This is a genomic window from Micromonospora sp. WMMD735, assembly GCF_049178995.1.
Classification (GTDB): Bacteria; Actinomycetota; Actinomycetes; order Mycobacteriales; family Micromonosporaceae; genus Micromonospora; species Micromonospora wenchangensis.
The window spans coordinates 3,509,409-3,529,786 of sequence record NZ_JBMHMJ010000002.1; the positions used below are offsets into that span (position 1 = coordinate 3,509,409).

The following is a 20,378-nucleotide window of genomic DNA, read 5'->3' on the forward strand; positions in this document are numbered from 1 at the left end:
GACATGCAGCACACCACCACCAACCGGTGGCGCACGATCGACATCGTGGTCGCCGCCGTGATCGCCGTGGCCTTCGGGGTCATCTTCTGGGCCTGGGGCCTGGTCTGGAAGGCCGTCGACCCGGTATTCGCCGCCGCACCGGCCAGCCAGGCCGTGATGTACGGGGTGTGGCTCGTCCCGGCCGTGCTCGGCGGCCTGGTGATCCGCAAGCCGGGGGCGGCCCTGTTCTGCGAGGCGGTCGCCGCCACCGTCTCCGCGCTGCTCGGTGCGGAGTGGGGTGGCGTCACCATCGTCCAGGGCCTGATCCAGGGCCTCGGCGCGGAACTGGCCTTCGCCGCGTTCCGCTACCGGACGTACCGGCTGCCGGTGGCGGTGCTCGCCGGGGCGATGACCGGGCTGAGCGCCGCCCTGTTCGACTTCTTCGTCTGGAACGCCGAGTACGCCCTGGTCAGCTACCGCCTGCCGTACGCGGCACTGACCGTGCTCAGCGCCGCCGTCGTCGCCGGGGTCGGCGGCTGGTACCTGACCCGGGCGCTCGCCGAGACCGGGGTGCTCGACCGGTTCCCCGCCGCCCGCGACCGCAAGCTCGTCTGACCCCGCGGTGGCGAGCGGGGAGGGGTCGGTGGCGTGGCCGGGGTGAGGCTGGTCGGCTTCGGCTGGCGGCACGCCGGGCGGCGGGCCTGGGCGGTACGCGGGGTCGACCTGCGCATCGACCACGGGGAACGGGTGCTGCTGCTGGGGCCGTCCGGGGCCGGCAAGAGCACCCTGCTCGCCGCACTGGCCGGGCTGCTGCCGGCGGACTCCGGCGAGCAGGAGGGCACCGTCGAGATCGACGGCCTCGACCCGACCAAGGCCCGTGAGCGGGTCGGCACCGTCTTCCAGGACCCGCAGTCCCAGCTCGTGATGGCCCGCTGCGGCGACGACGTCGCGTTCGGCCTGGAGAACCGGGGGGTACCCGGCGACGAGATCTGGCCCCGGGTGGACGAGGCGCTGCGTCGGGTCGGTTTCCCGTACCACCGGGACCGGCCCACCGCGGCGCTGTCCGGCGGCGAGCAGCAGCGGCTCGCCCTGGCCGGCGTGCTGGCGCTGCGGCCGGGGCTGCTGCTGCTCGACGAGCCCACCGCCAACCTCGACCCGGCCGGCGCGGACCTGGTCCGCACGGCGGTGGCCGGCGCGTTGGACCCCGACACCACCCTGGTCCTGGTCGAACACCGGGTCGCCGACGCCCTCCCCCTGGTCGACCGGGTGGTGGTGCTCACCCCCGGTGGTGGGGTCCGGGCCGACGGGACCCCGGAGGCGGTATTCGCCGCGCACGGGGCCACGCTCGCCGCCGAAGGGGTGTGGGTGCCCGGCCACCCCACGGTGACCCGGCGGGCCGCCGGGCCGCCCGACGCGGAGTTGCTCACCGCCGACCGGCTCGGCCTGCCGCCCCGACTGGCCCCCACCGACCTGGCCGTACGCGCCGGCGAGGCGCTCGCCGTCCTCGGCCCGAACGGGGCCGGCAAGTCCACCCTCGCGCTGCTGCTCGGCGGCCTGCTCCGCCCCGGGGCCGGCCGGCTGACCGCCACCGCCGCCCTGGCCGACGGGGACACCCGTACGCCCCCGCACCGGTGGCGGGCCCCCGCCCTGGCCGGCCGGATCGGTTCGGTCTTCCAGGACCCGGAGCACCAGTTCGTCACCCGTACCGTCCACGACGAACTGGCCCTCGGCCCGCGCCGGACGGGTCGCCCCGAACCGGCCGTCCGGGCCACCGTGGACGAGCTGCTGGAGCGGCTGCGGCTGACCCGGCTCGCCGGGGCCAACCCGTACACCCTCTCGGGTGGGGAGGCCCGGCGGCTCAGCGTGGCGACCGCCCTGGCCACCGCGCCCCGGCTGCTGATCTGCGACGAACCCACCTTCGGCCAGGACCGCCGCACCTGGGGTGAGCTGGTCGACCTCTTCGCCGACCTGCGCGACGCCGGACACGGCGTGGTCACCGTCACCCACGACGGGGACTTCGTCGCCGCGCTCGCCGACCGGACGGTCACCCTGCGCCCCGCCCGGGAGCAGCCGTGACCGCCCCGCTCCCCCGCACCGCGCCGGCGGCGGCCGTGGGCCACCCGGCCGCACCCGACGGGGTCGGCCGAATCCCGCTCGGGACGACGGTGGGCCATCCCACTGCGGCCATCCCACGCGGAGCGACCGTGGGTGGGCCGGTGCCGCACGCCGGGCGGCGGAGGCGGGCATGATCGGGCTGGAACCCGTCGCGACGCCCGGTGCGCCACTGGCCCGGCGCAACCCGGTGGCGAAGCTCGCGGCCGGGCTGGTCTTCTCGTTCCTGCTGGTGGCCAGCCTCGACCCGGTCGCGCCCGCAGTGGCGATCGCCATGGAACTGGCGCTGCTGCCGCTGTTCGGCATCCGCTACCGGGTGCTGGCCCGGCGGGCGTGGCCGCTGCTGACCGGTGCCGTCGGCATCCTGGTCACCCTGGTGCTGTTCGCCGCCGACCGTTCCGGCCGGGTGCTCTGGGAGGCCGGACCGCTGCTGGTCACCTCGGGGGTGCTGGTCACCGCGTTGGGACTGGTGTTGCGGATGCTCGCGGTCGCCCTGCCCGGGGTGATCGTCTTCGCCACCACCGACCCGACCGACCTGGCCGACGCGCTGGTGCAGAACGCGAAGGCCCCGGCCCGCTTCGCCATCGGCGCGCTGGCCGCGTTCCGGCTGGTGCCGCTGCTCGGTCAGGAGTGGCAGATGTTGACCATGGCGCGCCGGGCCCGGGGGGTGGACGCCGGCCGTAACCCGCTGGCCCGGCTGCGGCTCTTCGCCGCCACGGCGTTCGCCCTGCTGGTGGGGGCTATCCGGCGCGGCAGCCGGCTGGCGGTGGCGATGGACGCCCGGGGCTTCGACGCCGGCACCCCGCGTACGGTGGCCCGCCGCCAGGTGTTCCGCCCGGCCGACTGGCTGCTCGTCGCCGGAGCGGCCGCCCTGGCCGGCAGCGCCCTCGCGGTCAGCGTCGCCCTCGGCACCTTCCGCCCCCTGATCGGCTGACCCACCCACCCGGATTCCCGCCCCACCCGACCGCCCACCCGGCCCGCCGGAGCGGCAGGCCGCCGGTGCAATTGAGCCGAAACAGCGGTATCCGAGGGCTCGGATACCGCTGTTTCGGCAATCTGGCGTAACGGGACCCCGGCCGAGGCGGGACCCCGGCCGAGGCGGATCAGCTGCGGCGGAAGGCGTACCGCCGGTTCTGGCCCTGGGCGGTGGTGGAGCCGGCCCGGACCGACCGGCCCGACCGCGACGGCGGTGGGGGCGGCGTCGGCCGGGCGGCGGCGTCCGGGTGGGACGACGCGACGGCGAGGGGAACCGGGTGCGCGGGCGTCACGGTGAGTGCCGCGAGCGCCGTCGGGTCCACCTCCACCGGGGACGGTACGGGACGACGGGACTTCTTCGGACTGCGCTTGGCGGGCATACGCTGCCTCCTGACGAGGTGCGGAGGGCCGCCCTGCCGCGCGGACGGCGGGCGGGCGGTCGACGGACGGGATCGGCTCCGGACGGCCGGCCACGGGTCATCCCGCTGCGGGGAGGAGTGGGATACGCGGACGCCCGAGCACGCGGACCCGCGGCCACGGCGGCGGGTCGGCTCTGGAGAGAAGGCGTCAGATGCGCATGCCGTCACGCTAACCCACCCCCACACCCGGCGCACCCGGTTTTTCCGACCCCATCGCGGCCGAACCCGTCGCGGCCGGGCCCCATCGCGGCCGAAACCGTCGCGGCAGTCCCTGTCGCGCCCGACTACGGCGGCCCCCGTCGGACGGCCGCGACCACCCTGTGACACTGGGTGGACGGCGGCCTGCCGGCCCTCGCGGGCGCGCGATACGGTCGCAGCACACAGGTGACGTGAGAGGTGGCGGGTACGAGATGACGCAACAGGCGACGGCGCAGATCGGCGTGACCGGGCTGGCGGTGATGGGTCGCAACCTGGCCCGCAACCTGGCCCGGAACGGGTTCACCGTGGCGGTGCACAACCGCTCCCCGGAGCGCACCCGCAGCCTGGTCGCCGAGCACGGCGACGAGGGCACCTTCGTGCCGTCGGAGTCCCTGGCCGACTTCGTCGGTTCGCTGGAGCGGCCCCGCGCGGTGATCGTCATGGTCAAGGCGGGCGCCCCCACCGACGCCGTCATCGACGAACTGGTGCCGCTGCTGGAGGAGGGCGACATCGTCGTCGACGCCGGCAACGCCCACTTCGCCGACACCCGCCGCCGGGAGGAGACGCTGCGCGAGCACGGGCTGCACTTCGTCGGCACCGGCGTCTCCGGTGGCGAGGAGGGCGCGCTGCTCGGGCCGAGCATCATGCCCGGCGGCTCGGCGGAGTCCTACCAGAAGCTCGGGCCGATGTTCGAGAAGATCGCCGCGCAGGTGGACGGTGTCCCCTGCTGCCAGCACGTCGGCCCCGACGGTGCCGGCCACTTCGTCAAGATGGTCCACAACGGCATCGAGTACGCCGACATGCAGCTCATCGCCGAGGCGTACGACCTGCTGCGGGCCGGGCTGGGGGCGACCCCGGCGGAGATCGCGGAGATCTTCCGGGAGTGGAACACCGGCGAGCTGGAGTCGTTCCTCATCGAGATCACCGCCGACGTGCTGGCGCACACCGACGCCGCCACCGGCAAGGCGTTCGTCGACGTGGTGCTCGACCAGGCCGAGCAGAAGGGCACCGGCCGCTGGACGGTGCAGATCGCCCTCGACCTGGGCATCCCGATCACCGGCATCGCCGAGGCGACCTTCGCCCGGTCGCTGTCCGGGCACGCCGGCCAGCGCGAGGCGGCCCGCCGCACCTTCGGCGACGCGGGCGAGAAGTGGCAGGTCGAGGACCGGGACGCGTTCGTCGAGGACGTCCGCCGGGCACTGCTGGCCAGCAAGATCGTCGCGTACGCGCAGGGCTTCGACCAGATCCGGGCCGGCAGCCGCGAGTACCACTGGGACATCGACCTGGGCGGCACCGCCACCATCTGGCGGGGCGGCTGCATCATCCGGGCGCGCTTCCTGGACCGCATCCGGGAGGCGTACGACTCGCAGCCGGAGCTGCCGACGCTGCTGGTCGCGCCGTACTTCGCCGACGCGGTGAGCGACGGCGTGCCGAGCTGGCGTCGGGTGGTGGCGGACTCGGCACGGGCCGGCGTGCCCACCCCGGCCTTCTCCTCGTCGCTCGCCTACTTCGACGCGCTGCGCGCGGAGCGGCTGCCGGCGGCCCTGATCCAGGGCCTGCGGGACAACTTCGGCGCGCACACCTACCACCGGATCGACCGGGAGGGCGCGTTCCACACCCTGTGGGCTACCGCCGACCGCTCCGAAGTGGCCGGCTGACCGGCCTGTCGATGCCGGTGCGGTGTCCACACCGCACCGCACCCGGGCGGCCGGTCCGCCCGGGGCCGTAAAGGCATGACGAGCGCCCCGCCGTTCCGGTGCAGACCGGAACGGCGGGGCGCTTCTCACGACCGGGGCCGGCACGGGTCCACGATGCTCCGGGCCGACCGGTGAGCGGCGGGTTCGGCGTTTCCGCCGGGCCCGTCGCCGGGGCTCAGCGGCGGGCGCGCGACCGGCCGACCGTCACCAGAACCGGCGACGGCGGGCCTTCTGCGGGCGCAGCACGTCGGCGCCCCGGCTCAGCATCCGGCTCACCCCGCTGGGGCCGCGACGGGCCTCCAGGGTGTGGCTCAGCCGGCGGGCGCCCGCCGCGGCCAGCGGCACGGCGACCGCCATGACCGCCCACTGTGCGATCCGCTTCTGAATCATGAGTGCTCACCTCCGCGATTGGCTGCTCACCAGGGGATACCCCGACGGGGAGATCACCAACCGTGGCCGGTCAGCGCGGCGGGGCGACCGGGTTGGGCAGCGCGCCGCCGAACCGGCGGTCCCGCTGGGCGTACAGCTCGCACGCGTACCACAGGTGGCGGCGGTCGAAGTCCGGCCAGAGGGTGTCCAGGAACACCAGCTCCGCGTACGCCGACTGCCAGAGCATGAAGTTGGAGATCCGTTCCTCGCCGGAGGGGCGCAGGAAGAGGTCGACCTCGGGGACCTCCGGGTGGTAGAGGTACTTCGCCACGGTCTTCTCGGTGATCCTGTCCGGGTCGAGCCGACCGGCGGCCACCTCCCGGGCGATCGCGGCGGCGGCGTCGGCGATCTCGGCCTGGCCGCCGTAGTTGACGCAGAACTGCAGGGTCAGCGTCGAGTTGCCCCGGGACATCTCCTCGGCGGTCTGCAACTCGGCGATGACGCTCTTCCACAGCCGGCCCGCCCGCCCCGACCAGACCACCCGGACGCCCAGGTCGACGAGCTGGTCGCGGCGGCGGCGGATGACGTCCCGGTTGAAGCCCATCAGGAACCGGACCTCGTCCGGCGAACGCCGCCAGTTCTCGGTGGAGAAGGCGTACGCCGACAGGTAGGGCACGCCCAGCTCGATCGCCCCTTCCACGGTGTCGAAGAGGCTGAACTCGCCCTGCTCGTGGCCCTTGGTGCGGGGCAGGCCGCGCTCCTTGGCCCAGCGGCCGTTGCCGTCCATCACCACCGCGACGTGCTTCGGCAGCGCCTCGGCGGGCAACGCCGGTGGACGTGCCCCCGACGGGTGCGGGGTCGGCGGCACCGGCTCCCGCCGGCCGGACCTCAACGATCGGATCACTCGGTCATCTCCCTGTCCACACCCTCCACACCGACCCGGGGCGGCAGCACCCGGCCACCCGGCGCACCGCCGTCGTCATCGGTCGGACCACCGCCCACCGCTGCACCGCCCACCGCTGCACCGCCCACCGCTACACCGGCCACCGGGCCGGTGTCCGGCGCACCGGTCGGCGGGCCACCCCGGTCGACCAGCGGCAGCGAGCGTAGCGCGCGCTCCAGGTGCCACTGCAGGTGCGCCGCGACCAGGCCGCTGCACTCCCGGCGTACCCCGGTGGCGGTGGCGTCGGCGACCTGCCAGTCGCCGCTGGTGAGGGCGGACATCAGGTCGATGGTGGCCGGCGCGGGGTGGGCCGCGCCGGGCGGCCGGCAGTCCGGGCAGACCGCGCCGCCCGCCGGTACGGAGAACGCCCGGTGCCGTCCCGGGGTGCCGCAGACCGCACAGGCGGTCAGTGCCGGCGCCCACCCGGCGAGGCTCATCCCGCGCAGCAGGTAGGCGTCGAGCACCAGCGTGGTGGCGTGCTCCCCCAGGGACAGCGCCTTGAGCGCGCCGAGGGTGAGCTGGAACAGCCGCAGCGACGGTTCCCGCTCCACGGGGGTGAGGCGTTCGGCCGTCTCCGCGATCGCGCTCGCCGCCGTGTACCGGGGGTAGTCCCCGAGGAAGCGCCTGCCGTACAGGTCGATGCCCTCGACCTGGCTGACGCTGTGCAGCGAACTGCCGGTGTTGCCCTTCGGGTCACCGGCGAGCTGGAGGTCGACGTGCCCGAACGGTTCCAGCCGGGCACCGAACTTGCTGGTGGTACGGCGTACCCCCCGGGCCACCGCGCGTAGCCGGCCGTGCCGGCGGGTCAGCAGCGTGATAATCCGGTCGGACTCGCCCAGCTTCTGCACACGCAGCACCACCGCGTCGTCGCGGTAGAGCTGTCGGCGGTACCCGGCCATCGGGTCATTCTCTCTCGGGGTGGGAAATCAGGGTCGGATCGGGGTGGGTGGGCGCTGCGCCCCGGATGTGCGCCGGGGTGCGGCGGTCGTAGGTTGCTGGTCATGGCACTTCCCCGCAGCGTGGTCGCCCTGGGCGCGACCGCCGCCCTCATCCTCGTCACCGGGTGCGACACACTGGCGTTCCGGCGGCTGGACTTCGACACCACCGAGGCGGCGACGATCGCCCGGATCACCGTCCGGCCCGGTTCCGGGGACGTCGTGGTGCGGGCCACCGGCCCCGCCACCGGGGTACGCGTCAAGCGGGTGCTCCGCTACCAGGGTGACCAGCCCGACACCACGTACCAGGTCACCGGCGACGAACTGGTGCTGGACACCGGCTGCGGCCCCCGCTGCTCGGTGTCGTACGAGGTGACCGCCCCGCCCGGGGTGCGGGTGCAGGGCGAGACCGGCTCCGGTGACGTCGAGCTGGCCAGGATCGGGTCGGTCGACTTCTCCCTGGGCTCGGGCAACCTGCGGATCGCCGACGCCAGCGGCCCGGTGCGGGCCGAGACCGGCTCGGGCAACATCGAGGTGCTCAACGTCACCGGCCCGGTCGACCTGCGGGCGTCCTCCGGCGACGTCACCGGCACCCGGCTCGGTGGCGACGTCTTCGCCGAGACCGACTCCGGCAACATCACGCTCCTGCTGAGCGCCGCGGCCTCGGCACGGGCCCACGCCGGCAGCGGGGACGTCGAGCTGACGGTGCCGGCGGGCCGCTACCGGGTGAAGTCGAACGTCGGCTCGGGGGAGGCCGAGATCGGGGTCACCAACGATCCGGCGGCGTCGCTGGTGCTCGACCTCGAGACCGGCAGCGGGAACGTGACGGTCGTACAACGCTGAGGCGTCCCGGCGTACCTCACCGGGCCCTGGCCCCGGCGGCGTCGGCCCCGGCCGCCCGGGGTGCCGGGACGACGGGCGTCGCCGGCACCTGTCGGGGCGGCCGCCGGCCGGGGACCAGCTCGGGACGGCGGCGGGCCGCCACGTCCTCGACCCAGCCGACCAGCAGGGTCACCACACCGACCAGGAGGAAGACCAGCACCACCCGGATCGCCAGCCCCCACGGGTCGCGGGGGGACCAGCCGACCAGCCCGACCAGCGGGGTGAGCGCCACCACGAAGGGCATGTGCCACAGGTAGATGGTCAACGCGCGTCGGTTCGCGATCGTCACCAGCCGGCCGACGATCCGGTTACGGTCCACCCAGGCGGCAGCGGTCGGGGCCCGGCCGATGACGACCAGGATGAACGCCGCCGACCACAGGGCGTTGCCCAGCGGGATGTCGTTGAGGTCGTAGCCGCGTGGCCCGGGGTGGGTGAGGATCCAGCCGGCGCCGGCCCCGGCCAGCAGCAGCGCCGCCGGCACCAGCACCCGGCCGGCCAGCCGGCGCAGCAACCCGTCGTGGTGGGCGAAGCCGAGCAGCCAGGCACCGAAGTACAGGCCGAAGTGGTGCGGCACCGCCGAGGTGGTGGTCAGCAGGCCCGCCTCGATCGCGATCAACAGCAGGTAGGGGGCGGCCAGGGTGGGCAGCGGGGCCCGGCGGAACAACCACAGTGCCACCGGGGAGGCGAGCACGAACCACAGGTAGTCCCGCAGGTACCAGATCGGGCTGAGCGCGAGCCCACCCCAGTAGTTGGCCGGCGGGTCGGTGATGGGAAACAGCCACAGCACCACCCGGGGGGTGAACACCAGCCCGGTCAGCAGCATCGCCGGGACGAAGACCGCCGCCACCACCCACAGCGAGGGCAGCAGCCGGCGCAGCCGACGCCCGACGGCGGGCACGCCGGAGCGGTCCAGCGACGCCGCCATCAGCGACCCGGCCAGGGCGAACATGACCGACATGGCCGGGAAGACCAGCGTCAGTGAGGCCAGCCCGGTGACGTGGTAGACCACGACCCGGACGATGGCCAGGAACCGGAGCAGATCCAGATATCGGTTACGCATCAGGCTGCATCTATGTGGGGGGCGGGATGAACGTCCCCTACCCTGCGCACCCGACCTGTGAAACAGCTGCTAATCGGTGCCTGACGTGAAACTTCCCATATCAGGGTCGGAATTCCACCGGGCGTACGGGATCAGAAACCCAGCTTGCGCAACTGCTTCGGATCGCGCTGCCACTCCTTGGCGACCCGGACGTGCAGGTCCAGGTAGACCCGGGTGCCGAGCAGCTCCTCGATCTGCTTGCGGGCGGTGGTGCCGACCTCCTTGAGCCGACTGGCCCGGTGGCCGAGCACGATCGCCTTCTGGCTGGGCCGCTCGACGTAGACGTCGGCGTAGATCTTCATGAGCTGACCCTCGGGGATCATCTCCTCCACCACCACGGCGATCGAGTGCGGCAGCTCGTCGCGGACCCCCTCCAACGCCGCCTCCCGGATCAGCTCGGCGACCAGCACCTGCTCCGGCTCGTCGGTGAGCATGTCGTCCGGGTAGAGCTGCGGCGACGGCGGCAGGTGGCCCGTCATCACGTCGACCAGGGTGTCCACCTGGTGTCCGGAGACCGCGCTGACCGGCACCACGGCGGCGAAGTCAGCCAACTCGCTGACCGCGAGCAACTGCTCGGCCAGCCGCCGCTTGTCCACCAGGTCGGTCTTGGTGACCACGGCGAGGACGGTGGCCTTCAACGCGCTCAGCTCGCCGCTGATGAACCGGTCACCCCGGCCCACCGGCTCGTCGGCCGGAATGCAGAGGCCGATCACGTCGACCTCCGTCCAGGTGGTGCGCACCAGGTCGTTGAGGCGCTCGCCGAGCAGGGTGCGCGGCCGGTGCAGGCCCGGGGTGTCCACCAGGACCAGCTGCGAATCCGGCCGGTGCAACACGGCCCGGATGACGTGCCGGGTGGTCTGCGGCTTGTTGGAGGTGATCGCGATCTTGGTGCCGACGATCGCGTTGGTCAGGGTCGACTTGCCGGCGTTCGGCCGCCCGACGAAACACCCGAAACCCGCACGGTACGGGCGCTGCTCCACGCCTGTCACTCGATCACCGTGCCGAGCACCGTGCCGTCCGGCGCGGCCACGTGGATCGGCGCGTCGGCGGACAGGTCCCGTACCGCGGCGTGCCCCGCCCCGTCCAACGTCGACGCCTCGGTCACCACCACCGCCGCCTCCAGCCGGCTCGCCCCGGCCGCCACCGCCGACGCCACCGCGAGCTGCAACGCCGTGACCGTCAACGAGGGCAGCGCGACGCTCGCCGCCGCGTACGTCCGGCCGTCCTGGTCGCGGACCGCCGCGCCCTCCACCGCGGCCACCCGGGCACGGGCACCACGGGCCAGCACGACCAGCTTGCCGTCCTCGGCGCTCAACTCGGCCGGATCGGACGGGGTGGGCCGGGCGGCCGGCTCGACGGGTGTCTCAGGCATCGGCGGGTTGCCTCTCCTCGGTGCTGTGCTGACTGTCAGGGGAATCGGGTCCGTCCGACGGCACCCGGCTGACCAGCACGCTGTCTATCCGGTTACGTCGGCCGGTGGTGCCCTCGGCGACCAGTTTGAGGCCGGCCACCTCGGCGTCGGCACCCGGGATCGGCACCCGCCCCAGGGCCTGCGCCAACAGGCCACCGACCGTCTCCACCTCGTCGGTGGGCAGCTCGGTGTCGAACAACTCGCCCAGGTTCTCCACCGGCAGCCGGGCGGTGACCCGCACCGCGCCGTCGGCCAGGTGTTCCACCGGCGGGCGCTCGACATCGTACTCGTCGGTGATCTCGCCGACGATCTCCTCCAGGATGTCCTCGATGGTGACCAGGCCGCCGGTGCCGCCGTACTCGTCGACGACGATGACCAGGTGGTTGCGGGCGGCCTGCATCTCCGACAGCAGGTCGTCGACCGGCTTGGACTCCGGCACGAACGTCGCCGGCCGCATCAGCTCGGCCACCGGCGTCTGGTGGGCCCGCAGGTCGCCGCCCCGGGTACGCCGGATGAGGTCCTTGAGGTAGAGCACACCGAGCACGTCGTCGACGCTCTCGCCGATCACCGGGATGCGGGAGAAGCCGGAGCGCAGGAACAGCGCCAGCGCCTGGGAGAGGGTCTTGCCCTCCTCGATCCACACCATCTCGGTACGCGGCACCATCACCTCCCGGGCGATGGTGTCGCCGAGCGCGAAGACCGAGTGGATCATCTGGCGTTCGCCGTGCTCCACCACCCCCCGCTGCTCGGCCAGGTCGACCAGCTCCCGCAGCTCGACCTGGGTGGCGAACGGCCCCTCCCGGAAGCCGCGCCCCGGGGTGACCGCGTTGCCGATCAGGATCAGCAGCGAGGCCAGCGGGTTCAGCGCCCGACCCAGCCAGCGCACCAGCGGCGCCACCGCCCGGCCCACCGCGTACGCGTGCTGCCGGCCCAGGGTGCGCGGAGCCACCCCCACCACCACGAAGCTGACCACGGTCATCGCCCCGGCGGTCACCAGCGCCGCCCGCCAGCCCGCGCCGAAGCTGTCCACCGCGACCAGGGCGACCAGGGTGGTGGCGGTCAGCTCGGCGAGCAGCCGCAACAGCAGTAACAGGTTGAGGTGGCGGACCACGTCACCGGCGACGGCCTGGAGGGTACGCGCGCCGCGCGCCCCGTCGCGGGCCAGCTCCGCGGCGCGGGCCGGGGAGACCGCGGCCAGCGCGGCCTCGGTCATCGCGATCAGGCCGGCGAGCACCACCAGGCCGGCCGCGAAGAAGATCAGCTGAAGATCGGGAAGGCCGGCGGTCGGACCGGCCGCGACTATGTCCATCACCGGGACCGGGTCGACCGCCAGCTGGCCAGCAGCCGGGCCTGGAGGGCGAACATCTCCCGCTCCTCCTCCGGCTCGGCGTGGTCGTAGCCGAGCAGGTGCAGCACCCCGTGCACGGTGAGCAGGTGCAGCTCGTCGGCGGCGCTGTGCCCGGCGGTGGCCGCCTGCTTGGCCGCCACCTCCGGGCAGAGCACGATGTCGCCGAGCAGCGCCGGTTCACCGCCGGCCGGGGCGCTCTCCCCCGGGCCGTGGTCGACGCTGCCCTCGTCCATGGGGAAGGCGAGCACGTCGGTGGGGCCGTCGCCGCCCATCCAGCGATGGTTCAGCTCGGTCATGTAGCCGATGTCGACAAGCAGCACGGACAGCTCGGCGAGCGGGTTGACCCCCATCTCGTCGAGGGCGTGCCGGGCCACGGCGAGCACCGCGTCGGTGTCGACCTCGGCACCGGACTCGTTGGCGATCTCGATGGACAACTGTCTTCCTCTGATTGGTTAGCGGCGTCGGCCGGCCCGGCCGCCCTGGGCGGTCCGCCCCGGCACGGCGTGCACGGCCTGCGCCTGCTGGTTCTCCCGCTCGTCCCAGCGGGCGTACGCGTCGACGATCTCACCGACCAGCCGGTGCCGGACCACATCCGCGCTGGAGAGCTGCGCGAAGTGCACGTCCTCGACATGGCCCAGGATCTCCCGGACGACCCGCAGCCCGCTGGCCGTCCCGCCGGGAAGGTCCACCTGGGTGACGTCACCGGTCACCACGATCTTGGAACCGAAGCCCAACCGGGTGAGGAACATCTTCATCTGCTCGGGCGTGGTGTTCTGCGCCTCGTCCAGGATGATGAACGCGTCATTCAACGTCCTACCCCGCATGTACGCCAGCGGTGCCACCTCGATGGTGCCGGCGGCCATCAGCTTCGGGATGGACTCCGGGTCGAGCATGTCGTGCAGCGCGTCGTAGAGCGGGCGCAGGTACGGGTCGATCTTCTCGTTCAGGGTGCCCGGCAGGAAGCCCAGCCGCTCGCCCGCCTCGACCGCCGGACGGGTCAGGATGATCCGGCTGACCTGCTTGGCCTGGAGCGCCTGGACGGCCTTCGCCATCGCCAGGTAGGTCTTGCCGGTGCCGGCCGGGCCGATGCCGAACACGATCGTGTTGGCGTCGATCGAGTCGACGTACGTCTTCTGCCCCAGCGTCTTGGGGCGGATGGTGCGCCCGCGCCGGGAGAGGATGTTGAGGGTGAGCACCTCGGCGGGCCGCTCGGTGCCGCCCTGTTCGAGCATGCCGACGGTACGCCGGACAGCGTCAGTGGTCAGGGTCTCGCCTTTCTCGATCAATTCGAGCAGCTCGCTGAAGAGGCGCTCGGCGAGAGCATTGTCCGCGGGCGCGCCGGTGATGGTGATCTCGTTGCCGCGAACGTGCACGTCGCTGGTGACCGAACGTTCGACGAGTCGCAGGATCTCGTCGCCCGCGCCGAGCAGGTTGACCATGATCTTGGCGTCGGGAACCGTGATCCTGGTCTGCACCCGGGGCGGGCCGGGAGGTGGGGTGCCGGTCATAGGTCGGGCCGTGGGGCCCTGCGCCACCTGCTTCCATCTCGCGCCGTGCCCTGCTGGCGCGGCGTGCGGACGATACTCCCATCGTATCCGCTCGGCCCCGGCGGCACCGCGTCAGTTTTTCCCGCCTGGCGGGACAGGGCGGTCGTACCCGTCTCCCGGCCCCTTGTCGGGGCCGGCGTCGGGCCGGGAGCCGGCGGGTCGGGCACGGGAGCCGGATCGGGCCGGCGGCCGGCGTCGGGCCGCAGTCAGCCCGGTCAGGCCCGGAAGTCGTACCGGTCGAAGGTCTCCTGGCGGCGGGTGAAGCGGTAGGTGGCCCAGTGCATCGCGACCACCGTCCCGTCGGCGTCGCGGGTGAGCCGCAGCAGCTCCCCGACCTCCCGCCCGGAGACCGTCCGGAACACGTCCGGCGACGGCGACGTCGGCGCGAACACCGCCGGGGGCCGCCCCGCCGGATCGTCCGCGCCCCGGGCTCGCAGCGCCCCGTCGTGCCAGGAGAAGACGTACTCGAACCCCTCGCCCCACCAGCGACCCAGCACCCCGCGCAACGGGCCGGGCGCCCCCGGGCCCGGCCGCCACGGCACGATCTCCGCCGGGTCGTGCTCCGCCGAGGCGGCGAGCAGCCGGTGCGGCAGTTCCAGCACCTCGGCGGCGGTGCCGGAGGAGGCGAGCACCGCGCAGCCCATCGCGCCGGGGGTGCCGTCCCCGCCGCGCCGGCCGTAGACGCCGGCCAGGAACCCAGGCATCGCGCCGTCGTGCCCCACGTGCACCACCCGGTCCGGGAACGGGACCATGATCAGCCCGAGCCCGAAGCCGGCCCTCCAGGCCGTCTCGTCGGTGGTGGTCACCGGCCAGCGCATCTCGTCCAGCGTCGTCGCGGCGAGCACCGCCCCGGTCGGGTCCAGCGCGGCCGGATCGGCCAGGAACGCCGCCCACCGGGCCATGTCCGTCGCGGTGCTCCACAGCTGGCCGGCCGGCCCGACCGCCCCGAAGTCGGTCGGCGGCTCCGGGTGCGCCTCGTCGGAGTACGCGTCGACCAGGAAACCGGTCACCGCCTGCGGCCCCGGGTCGACCGAGGTGTCAGCGAGCGCCAGCGGGGTGAGCACCCGGTCGGCGAGCACCTCGGCCCAGGTGCCGCCGCGCAACGCGCCGACCAGCCGGCCGAGCAGCGCCATGCCCAGGTTCGAGTAGTGGTAACGGCGGCCGGTGGGCAGCACCCGCTCGGCCCGGACCAGGTCGGCGACCAACTCGTCCACCTGCGGCGCACGCAGCGTGTCCCAGACGTCGCCGTACGGCTCGCGTTGCAGCCCGGCGGTGTGCGAGAGCAGCCGGCGTACGGTCAGGTCGCCGTGCGCGGGCAGGTCGAGGTGCCGGCCCAGCGGGTCGTCCAGGTCGAGCAGCCCGTCGTCGCGGCACTGCAACACCAGCACGGCGGTGAAGGTCTTGGTGACCGATCCGATCCGGAACCGGCTCGCCGGGCCGAGCACGGTGTCGTTGCCGGTGCCGCCGACCTGGAAGCTCCAGAGCGGACTGTCGGCCCGGTGCAGCGCCACCGCCAGGGCGGGCACCCGGGCCTGGGCCTGGGTGCCACGGACCATCCGTTCCAGCCGACGCCGGGTGGATGCTCCCTGGCCGTCCGGGTCGGGTTCCGGGTCGACCGTCGACGTCACACCAGGTCCCGGGCCAGCATCGGGCCCAGGGGCGCGCCGCCGAGCAGGTGGGCGTGCACGTGGAAGACCTCCTGGCCGCCGTACGGGCCGGTGTTGAACATCAGCCGGAAGCCGTCACCGGTCAGCCCCTCGTCCTCGGCCACCGCCGCCGCCGTGGCCAGCACCTCGCCGGCCAGCCCCGGGTCACCCTGACCGAGCGTCGCCACGTCGGCGTAGTGCTCCTTGGGGATGATCAGCACGTGCACCGGCGCCTTCGGCCCGATGTCACGGAAGGCCAGGGTGGTGGCGGTCTCCTTGACGATGGTGGCCGGAATCTCCCCGGCGACGATGCGGCAGAACAGACAGTCGGCTCCCATCCCCCCACTCTAAAGACCACCCCTCCCCCACCCGCCCCTCCCTCCCCCTCGTCTCCGCCTCGCCCTTCCGCCCCTGCCCTGCCCTGCCCCGGTGATCAAGAGGTTTGCGTCAATCCCGGCCCGCCGATGACGCAAACCTCTTGATCACCGGCGACACCGCCGGGGACGGTGCTAGGAGACGGCGTTGAGGGGCGGTGATCAAGAGGTTTGCGGCGGGAATCGGGCTGGGGGATGACGCGAAGCTCTTGATCACCGGGGGCAGGGCGGGAGCGGACGGGGCAGGTGGGGAGGGTGGGGCGGGCGGGGAGGACGGGCGGGGAGGACGGGCGGGCGGGGGCGGGTAAGGCGGGGGGTGGGAGGGCAGGGAGAGGGGGTCACCAGCGGGAGAGGCGGGTGGCGAGGACGGCCAGGGCGGCGGGGCCGGCGGTGGAGGTGCGCAGGACCGAGGGGCCCAGGCGTACCGCGCGGGCGCCCGCGTCGGTGAAGGTGGTCAACTCGGTCGGGGCGACGCCGCCCTCGGGCCCGACGACCAGGACGATCTCGCCGGTGCCCGGCAGGTCGACGGTGGTGAGCCGGTCGTCGGCCTCCTCGTGCAGGACGAACGCCGCGCCCGCCCCGGCGATCCGGCGGGCCACCGCGGCGGTGGACTCGTCCGGGGCGCCGGCCACCACCGGCAGCCAGGCCCGGCGGGCCTGTTTGGCCGCCTCCCGGGCCGTCGTCACCCACTTCTCCCGGGCCCGTACGCCCCGGTCGCCGCGCCACTGCGCCACCGAGCGGGACGCCGCCCAGGGCACGATCTCGTCCACCCCGACCTCGGTCATCGCCTGTACGGCCAGCTCACCCCGGTCGCCCTTGGCGATGCCCTGCACCACGACCAGCCGGGGGACGTCCGCGTCGACGTACCCCCGGGAGGTGACGGTGAGGTCGAGGGCGCCCCGGCCGACGGCGGTGACCACGGCGGTGGCGGTGCCGCCCCGCCCGTCGGCGAGCAGCAGTTCCTCGCCGACGCGCAGCCGTTGCACGGTGGCGGCGTGGTGCCCCTCGGGGCCGTCCAGGGTGAACTGGTCGGCAGGGGGCAGCGACTCGACCAGGAACAGCGGCGCGGACACGCCGATCAGGCTAACCGGCCGGGCCGGCCGGGAAGCCACCCGGGACTCCGACCCGGCCGGCACGAGACAGGCCGGTACGCCCCCGACCGGCACGACACACGGCACGGCCCGGCCCGACCAGGACGAGTCGACCGACCCGAGACCGTCGAGCACGGCCCGACCGGGACGAGATCACCCGGCACGAAACCGGCCGCAACACGACCGACCGGGACAAGCCGACCAGGATGAGACCGGTCGGAACGGCCCGACCGGTCAGGCGTGGCCGTTGAAGGCGTCGCGCATCCGGGAGAAGAAGCCGCCCTGCTTGCTCAGCTCGGCGACCTCCTCGCCCCGGGTCTTGGCGAAGTCCCGCAGCATCTTCTCCTGGTCGGCGTCGAGCTTGGTGGGGGTACGCACGTCGAGGTGGACGTAGAGGTCGCCCCGCCCGGTGCCGCGCAGGTGCGGTACGCCCCGGGCACGCAGCCGCAACGTGCTGCCCGGCTGGGTGCCGGCCTTCACGTCGAGGTTCTCGTCGCTGTCCAGCGTCTTGATGGTGAGCCGGGTGCCCAGCGCGGCGGCGGTCATCGGCACGGTGACCCGGCAGTGCAGGTCGTCGCCCTTGCGGGAGTAGACGTCGTGCGGCCGCTCGTGGATCTCGACGTAGAGGTCACCGGCGGTGCCGCCGCCCGGGCCGACCTCGCCCTGCTGGGCGAGCCGGATGCGCATGCCGTCCTCGACGCCGGCCGGGATCTTGACGGTCAGCGAGCGGCGGGTCCGCACCCGGCCGTCGCCGGCGCAGGTCGGGCAGGGGTGCGGGATGGTGGTGCCGTAGCCCTGGCAGACGGTGCACGGCCGGGCCGAGACGACCTGACCGAGGAAGGTGCGCTGCACCGACTGCACCTCGCCCCGGCCACCGCACGCCTCGCAGGTCGCCAGGTGGGTGCCGGCTGCGGTGCCCGCCCCGGAGCAGGTGGTGCAGAGCACGGCGGTGTCGACCGTGATCGGGGCCTCGACGCCGAACGCGGTCTCGTGCAGGTCCAGTTCCAGCCGCAGGATCGCGTCGGCCCCGGGCCGGGTCCGTGGCCGTGGGCCACGGGTGCCACCGGCCGCGCCACCGAAGAAGGCGTCCATGATGTCCTGGAAGCCGACGAACGGGCCGGCCCCGCCGGGGCCACCCGGGCCGCCGGCGCCCCCGCCGCCCGGGGCGAGCGGGTCGCCGCCCAGGTCGACGATCTGCCGCTTCCGGTCGTCCGAGAGGACCTCGTACGCGGCGTTGATGTCCTTGAACTTCTCCTGTGCCTCCGGGTCCGGATTGACGTCCGGGTGGAACTGCCGCGCCAGCTTGCGGTAGGCGCGCTTGATCTCGTCGTCGGAGGCTTCCCGGCTCACGCCGAGAATGCCGTAGTAGTCCCTGGCCACTGCGTTCCGTGTCCTCATGTTCGTCTCGCGTTTGCGCCGGTCGGCGGCCGGAGCCGGCCGCCGGCCCTGACTGGTCAGTTCTGGGCCAGCAGCTCGCCCACGTAGCGTGCCACGGCCCGCACCGTGGCGATGGTGCCGGGGTAGTCCATCCGGGTCGGGCCGAGCACGCCCAGCCCGCCGACGATGGTGCTGCCCGGGCCGTACCCGGTGCTGACCACCGAGGCGGCACGGAGATTGTCGACCTCGTTCTCGTCGCCGATCAGCACCCGGGTGGTGCTCGGCTCCGCCTCGCCGATCAGCTTGAGCAGCACGACCTCCTCTTCGAGCGCCTCCAGGATGGGTCGCAGCGAGCCCTGGAAGTCGAGCAGGCCGCCCCGGGTGAGGTTGGCGGTGCCGGCCAGCGCGAGCCGCTCCTCGGTGCGCTCGACCAGGGTCTCCAACAGCACGGTGGACAGGGTGGTCATCGCGCCGCGCAGGTGTGGAGCACTCTCGTCGACCAGCGCCTGCACCAGCGGCGGAGTGTCGGACAACCGACTCCCGACCAGTTTCTCGTTGACCAGCCGGCGCAGGTCGAGGACGTCGTCGGCGGGGACCGGCGCGGCCAGCTCGACCAGCCGCTGTTCGACCCGCCCGGTGTCGGCGATCATGACCAGCATCAGCCGGGTGGTGGAGATCGGGACCAGTTCCAGGTGGCGCACCGACGAGCGGGCCAGCGACGGGTACTGCACCACGGCGACCTGCCGGGTGAGCTGCGCCAAAAGGCGTACGGTGCGGTGCACCACGTCGTCGAGGTCGACCGCGCCGACCAGGAAGCGCTCGATGGCTCGGCGTTCGGCCGGGCTGAGCGGTTTGACCCGGGAGAGCCGGTCGACGAAGAGGCGGTAGCCCCGGTCGGTGGGGACCCGGCCGGCGCTGGTGTGCGGCTGCCGGATGTAGCCCTCCTCCTCCAGCACCGCCATGTCGTTGCGGACGGTCGCCGGGGAGACCCCGAGCTGGTGCCGCTCGACGAGCGTCTTGCTGCCGACGGGCTCCTGCGTGGCGACGTAGTCCTCGACGATCGCCCGCAGCACGGCGAGTTTGCGGTCGTCGAGACCCATCTCCCACCTCCTGACGCACGTCGTTGCGGGCGCTGTCACACCCGGGCGAGCACTCTGGCACTCGACTGTAGCGAGTGCCAGTCTACGTCGGCAGTACCGCCACCGATATGATCAAGACGGACCATGACGGCGGGGGCGCTGACGCACGTTCGAGGCCAACCTCACCAGTGTCGCTCTGGTGCACCCTTGCCGGCAGCCCCTACCGTGGCGGGCATGACTGAACCACCTCGCCCTCCCGGCGCGGGCGACGGGTTCCCGCAGGACCCGACCGCGCCCCAGGGCTCGCCATACGAACCGCCCACCGCACCACTGTCCGGCGCGCCGGGCGCTGGCGGGTATCCCCCGCCCGGCGGGTATCCCCCGCCCACCGGCGACCAGCCGCCCGCGGGCGGTTACCCCCCGCCGGGTGGCTACCCCCCGCCCGGTGGCGGATATCCGACCGGCGGCACCTACGGCGCGCCGAGCGGCGGCTACGCCAACAGCGAGGACAAGACCTGGGCGCTGGTCGCGCACTTCGGCGGTGCCGCCGGCGCGCTGATCAGCTTCGGCCCGCTCGGCTTCGTCGCCCCGCTGATCGCCTACCTGGTACGCGGGCAGCAGTCGCCGGCCGTCCGGGCGCAGGCCCTGGCCGCGCTGAACTTCCAGATCCTCTGGTCGATCATCGCGTTCGTGCTGCTCTTCGTGAGCTGGTGCCTGCTCTTCCTGCCCAGCATCGCGGTCGTGGTGATCCAGATCCTGTTCGGGATCATCGCCGGCATGAAGGCCAACGAGGGTCAGGCCTACCGCTACCCGATGTCCACCAGCTTCATCAAGTGAGTCCCGACCGGCCGCTCCCCCGGCCGGTCGGGCACCACCGCCGGCCCCGACGCGCCCCGG

21 protein-coding genes are annotated in these 20,378 nt (G+C 73.6%); 6 read left to right on the forward strand and 15 right to left on the reverse strand.

The features are described from left to right. The first annotated feature begins 3 nt into the window (after window positions 1-3). The 3 genes from ACN268_RS14785 (at window position 4) to ACN268_RS14795 (ending at window position 3,025) form a co-directional block, all read left to right on the forward strand. Window positions 4-594, forward strand: coding sequence for an ECF transporter S component (locus ACN268_RS14785; protein ID WP_421483708.1), 591 nt, complete (start codon window positions 4-6; stop codon window positions 592-594). Between the two features lie 33 nt (window positions 595-627). After that, entirely contained in the window at window positions 628-2,055 is a 1,428-nt protein-coding gene (locus tag ACN268_RS14790) for an ABC transporter ATP-binding protein (RefSeq protein WP_421483709.1), read from the forward strand. 169 nt (window positions 2,056-2,224) lie between these two features. Next, window positions 2,225-3,025, forward strand: a complete 801-nt coding sequence (locus ACN268_RS14795; protein WP_421483710.1) for an energy-coupling factor transporter transmembrane component T family protein — start codon at window positions 2,225-2,227, stop codon at window positions 3,023-3,025. 169 nt (window positions 3,026-3,194) lie between these two features. Here the strand turns inward: ACN268_RS14795 and ACN268_RS14800 are convergent, their stop codons facing one another. After that, window positions 3,195-3,446 (reverse strand): hypothetical protein, encoded by a 252-nt coding sequence (locus ACN268_RS14800; protein ID WP_204926304.1) that lies wholly within the window; start codon window positions 3,444-3,446, stop codon window positions 3,195-3,197. 449 nt (window positions 3,447-3,895) lie between these two features. Between ACN268_RS14800 and gndA the strand changes: the two genes are divergently transcribed. Continuing rightward, window positions 3,896-5,341, forward strand: a complete 1,446-nt coding sequence (gndA, locus tag ACN268_RS14805; RefSeq protein WP_204926303.1) for an NADP-dependent phosphogluconate dehydrogenase — start codon at window positions 3,896-3,898, stop codon at window positions 5,339-5,341. Between the two features lie 243 nt (window positions 5,342-5,584). On the opposite strand, the gene ACN268_RS14810 is transcribed toward gndA, so the two are convergent. The 3 genes from ACN268_RS14810 to recO all read right to left on the reverse strand — a co-directional run bounded on the left by ACN268_RS14810 (window position 5,585) and on the right by recO (window position 7,591). Continuing rightward, complete coding sequence (locus ACN268_RS14810) at window positions 5,585-5,770, reverse strand: hypothetical protein (RefSeq protein WP_357024099.1); 186 nt, start codon at window positions 5,768-5,770, stop codon at window positions 5,585-5,587. 70 nt (window positions 5,771-5,840) lie between these two features. Next, window positions 5,841-6,617: an isoprenyl transferase gene (locus ACN268_RS14815; protein WP_421486895.1), complete on the reverse strand. Its 777-nt coding sequence runs from the start codon at window positions 6,615-6,617 to the stop codon at window positions 5,841-5,843. A 32-nt stretch (window positions 6,618-6,649) separates the two neighbouring features. After that, the gene (recO, locus tag ACN268_RS14820; protein ID WP_421483711.1) at window positions 6,650-7,591 is read right to left on the reverse strand and encodes a DNA repair protein RecO; all 942 of its coding nucleotides are present in this window, start codon (window positions 7,589-7,591) and stop codon (window positions 6,650-6,652) included. 102 nt (window positions 7,592-7,693) lie between these two features. Between recO and ACN268_RS14825 the strand changes: the two genes are divergently transcribed. Beyond that, window positions 7,694-8,470 carry a DUF4097 family beta strand repeat-containing protein gene (locus tag ACN268_RS14825; protein WP_421483712.1) on the forward strand — a complete coding sequence of 259 codons (777 nt, stop codon included), beginning with the start codon at window positions 7,694-7,696 and terminating at the stop codon, window positions 8,468-8,470. Window positions 8,471-8,486: 16 nt separating this feature from the next. On the opposite strand, the gene ACN268_RS14830 is transcribed toward ACN268_RS14825, so the two are convergent. From ACN268_RS14830 to hrcA, 11 genes are all read right to left on the reverse strand, one after another. Further along, complete coding sequence (locus tag ACN268_RS14830; RefSeq protein ID WP_421483713.1) at window positions 8,487-9,569, reverse strand: acyltransferase family protein; 1,083 nt, start codon at window positions 9,567-9,569, stop codon at window positions 8,487-8,489. 131 nt (window positions 9,570-9,700) lie between these two features. Next, window positions 9,701-10,597 (reverse strand): GTPase Era, encoded by an 897-nt coding sequence (gene era / locus ACN268_RS14835; RefSeq protein ID WP_421483714.1) that lies wholly within the window; start codon window positions 10,595-10,597, stop codon window positions 9,701-9,703. Next, window positions 10,594-10,980, reverse strand: a complete 387-nt coding sequence (locus ACN268_RS14840) for a cytidine deaminase (RefSeq protein WP_204926297.1) — start codon at window positions 10,978-10,980, stop codon at window positions 10,594-10,596. The genes era and ACN268_RS14840 overlap by 4 nt, the downstream gene beginning before the upstream one ends. Beyond that, complete coding sequence (locus ACN268_RS14845) at window positions 10,973-12,352, reverse strand: hemolysin family protein (protein WP_204926477.1); 1,380 nt, start codon at window positions 12,350-12,352, stop codon at window positions 10,973-10,975. Before ACN268_RS14845 ends, ACN268_RS14840 begins: the two co-directional genes overlap by 8 nt. Further along, window positions 12,328-12,801, reverse strand: coding sequence for an rRNA maturation RNase YbeY (ybeY, locus tag ACN268_RS14850; protein WP_088644390.1), 474 nt, complete (start codon window positions 12,799-12,801; stop codon window positions 12,328-12,330). Before ybeY ends, ACN268_RS14845 begins: the two co-directional genes overlap by 25 nt. 18 nt (window positions 12,802-12,819) lie before the next feature. Then, on the reverse strand, window positions 12,820-13,875 hold the full coding sequence (locus ACN268_RS14855) for a PhoH family protein (protein ID WP_421483715.1): 1,056 nt from the start codon (window positions 13,873-13,875) through the stop codon (window positions 12,820-12,822). A 254-nt stretch (window positions 13,876-14,129) separates the two neighbouring features. Next, window positions 14,130-15,470 (reverse strand): serine hydrolase domain-containing protein, encoded by a 1,341-nt coding sequence (locus tag ACN268_RS14860; RefSeq protein ID WP_421486896.1) that lies wholly within the window; start codon window positions 15,468-15,470, stop codon window positions 14,130-14,132. A gap of 68 nt (window positions 15,471-15,538) precedes the next feature. Continuing rightward, window positions 15,539-15,898: a histidine triad nucleotide-binding protein gene (locus ACN268_RS14865; RefSeq protein ID WP_088644388.1), complete on the reverse strand. Its 360-nt coding sequence runs from the start codon at window positions 15,896-15,898 to the stop codon at window positions 15,539-15,541. 374 nt (window positions 15,899-16,272) lie between these two features. Next, window positions 16,273-17,007, reverse strand: a complete 735-nt coding sequence (locus ACN268_RS14870) for a 16S rRNA (uracil(1498)-N(3))-methyltransferase (protein WP_421483716.1) — start codon at window positions 17,005-17,007, stop codon at window positions 16,273-16,275. A 252-nt stretch (window positions 17,008-17,259) separates the two neighbouring features. Then, complete coding sequence (gene dnaJ / locus ACN268_RS14875) at window positions 17,260-18,405, reverse strand: molecular chaperone DnaJ (protein WP_421486897.1); 1,146 nt, start codon at window positions 18,403-18,405, stop codon at window positions 17,260-17,262. A gap of 74 nt (window positions 18,406-18,479) precedes the next feature. Then, entirely contained in the window at window positions 18,480-19,502 is a 1,023-nt protein-coding gene (gene hrcA, locus ACN268_RS14880) for a heat-inducible transcriptional repressor HrcA (RefSeq protein ID WP_204926294.1), read from the reverse strand. A 213-nt stretch (window positions 19,503-19,715) separates the two neighbouring features. On the opposite strand from hrcA, the gene ACN268_RS14885 reads away from it, so the two are divergent. Then, window positions 19,716-20,318, forward strand: a complete 603-nt coding sequence (locus ACN268_RS14885; RefSeq protein ID WP_421483717.1) for a DUF4870 domain-containing protein — start codon at window positions 19,716-19,718, stop codon at window positions 20,316-20,318. Window positions 20,319-20,378: the final 60 nt, after the last annotated feature.

Bases quoted from the DNA above. Each gene is read 5' to 3' on its own strand.
- ACN268_RS14785 (WP_421483708.1), top strand. From the start codon at position 4: ATGCAGCACACCACCACCAACCGGTGGCGCACGATCGACATCGTGGTC.
- ACN268_RS14795 (WP_421483710.1), top strand. From the start codon at position 2,225: ATGATCGGGCTGGAACCCGTCGCGACGCCCGGTGCGCCACTGGCCCGG.
- ACN268_RS14800 (WP_204926304.1), bottom strand. From the start codon at position 3,446: ATGCCCGCCAAGCGCAGTCCGAAGAAGTCCCGTCGTCCCGTACCGTCC.
- gndA (WP_204926303.1), top strand. From the start codon at position 3,896: ATGACGCAACAGGCGACGGCGCAGATCGGCGTGACCGGGCTGGCGGTG.
- ACN268_RS14810 (WP_357024099.1), bottom strand. From the start codon at position 5,770: ATGATTCAGAAGCGGATCGCACAGTGGGCGGTCATGGCGGTCGCCGTG.
- recO (WP_421483711.1), bottom strand. From the start codon at position 7,591: ATGGCCGGGTACCGCCGACAGCTCTACCGCGACGACGCGGTGGTGCTG.
- ACN268_RS14825 (WP_421483712.1), top strand. From the start codon at position 7,694: ATGGCACTTCCCCGCAGCGTGGTCGCCCTGGGCGCGACCGCCGCCCTC.
- ACN268_RS14830 (WP_421483713.1), bottom strand. From the start codon at position 9,569: ATGCGTAACCGATATCTGGATCTGCTCCGGTTCCTGGCCATCGTCCGG.
- ACN268_RS14840 (WP_204926297.1), bottom strand. From the start codon at position 10,980: ATGCCTGAGACACCCGTCGAGCCGGCCGCCCGGCCCACCCCGTCCGAT.
- ACN268_RS14855 (WP_421483715.1), bottom strand. From the start codon at position 13,875: ATGACCGGCACCCCACCTCCCGGCCCGCCCCGGGTGCAGACCAGGATC.
- ACN268_RS14860 (WP_421486896.1), bottom strand. From the start codon at position 15,470: ATGGTCCGTGGCACCCAGGCCCAGGCCCGGGTGCCCGCCCTGGCGGTG.
- ACN268_RS14865 (WP_088644388.1), bottom strand. From the start codon at position 15,898: ATGGGAGCCGACTGTCTGTTCTGCCGCATCGTCGCCGGGGAGATTCCG.
- hrcA (WP_204926294.1), bottom strand. From the start codon at position 19,502: ATGGGTCTCGACGACCGCAAACTCGCCGTGCTGCGGGCGATCGTCGAG.
- ACN268_RS14885 (WP_421483717.1), top strand. From the start codon at position 19,716: ATGACTGAACCACCTCGCCCTCCCGGCGCGGGCGACGGGTTCCCGCAG.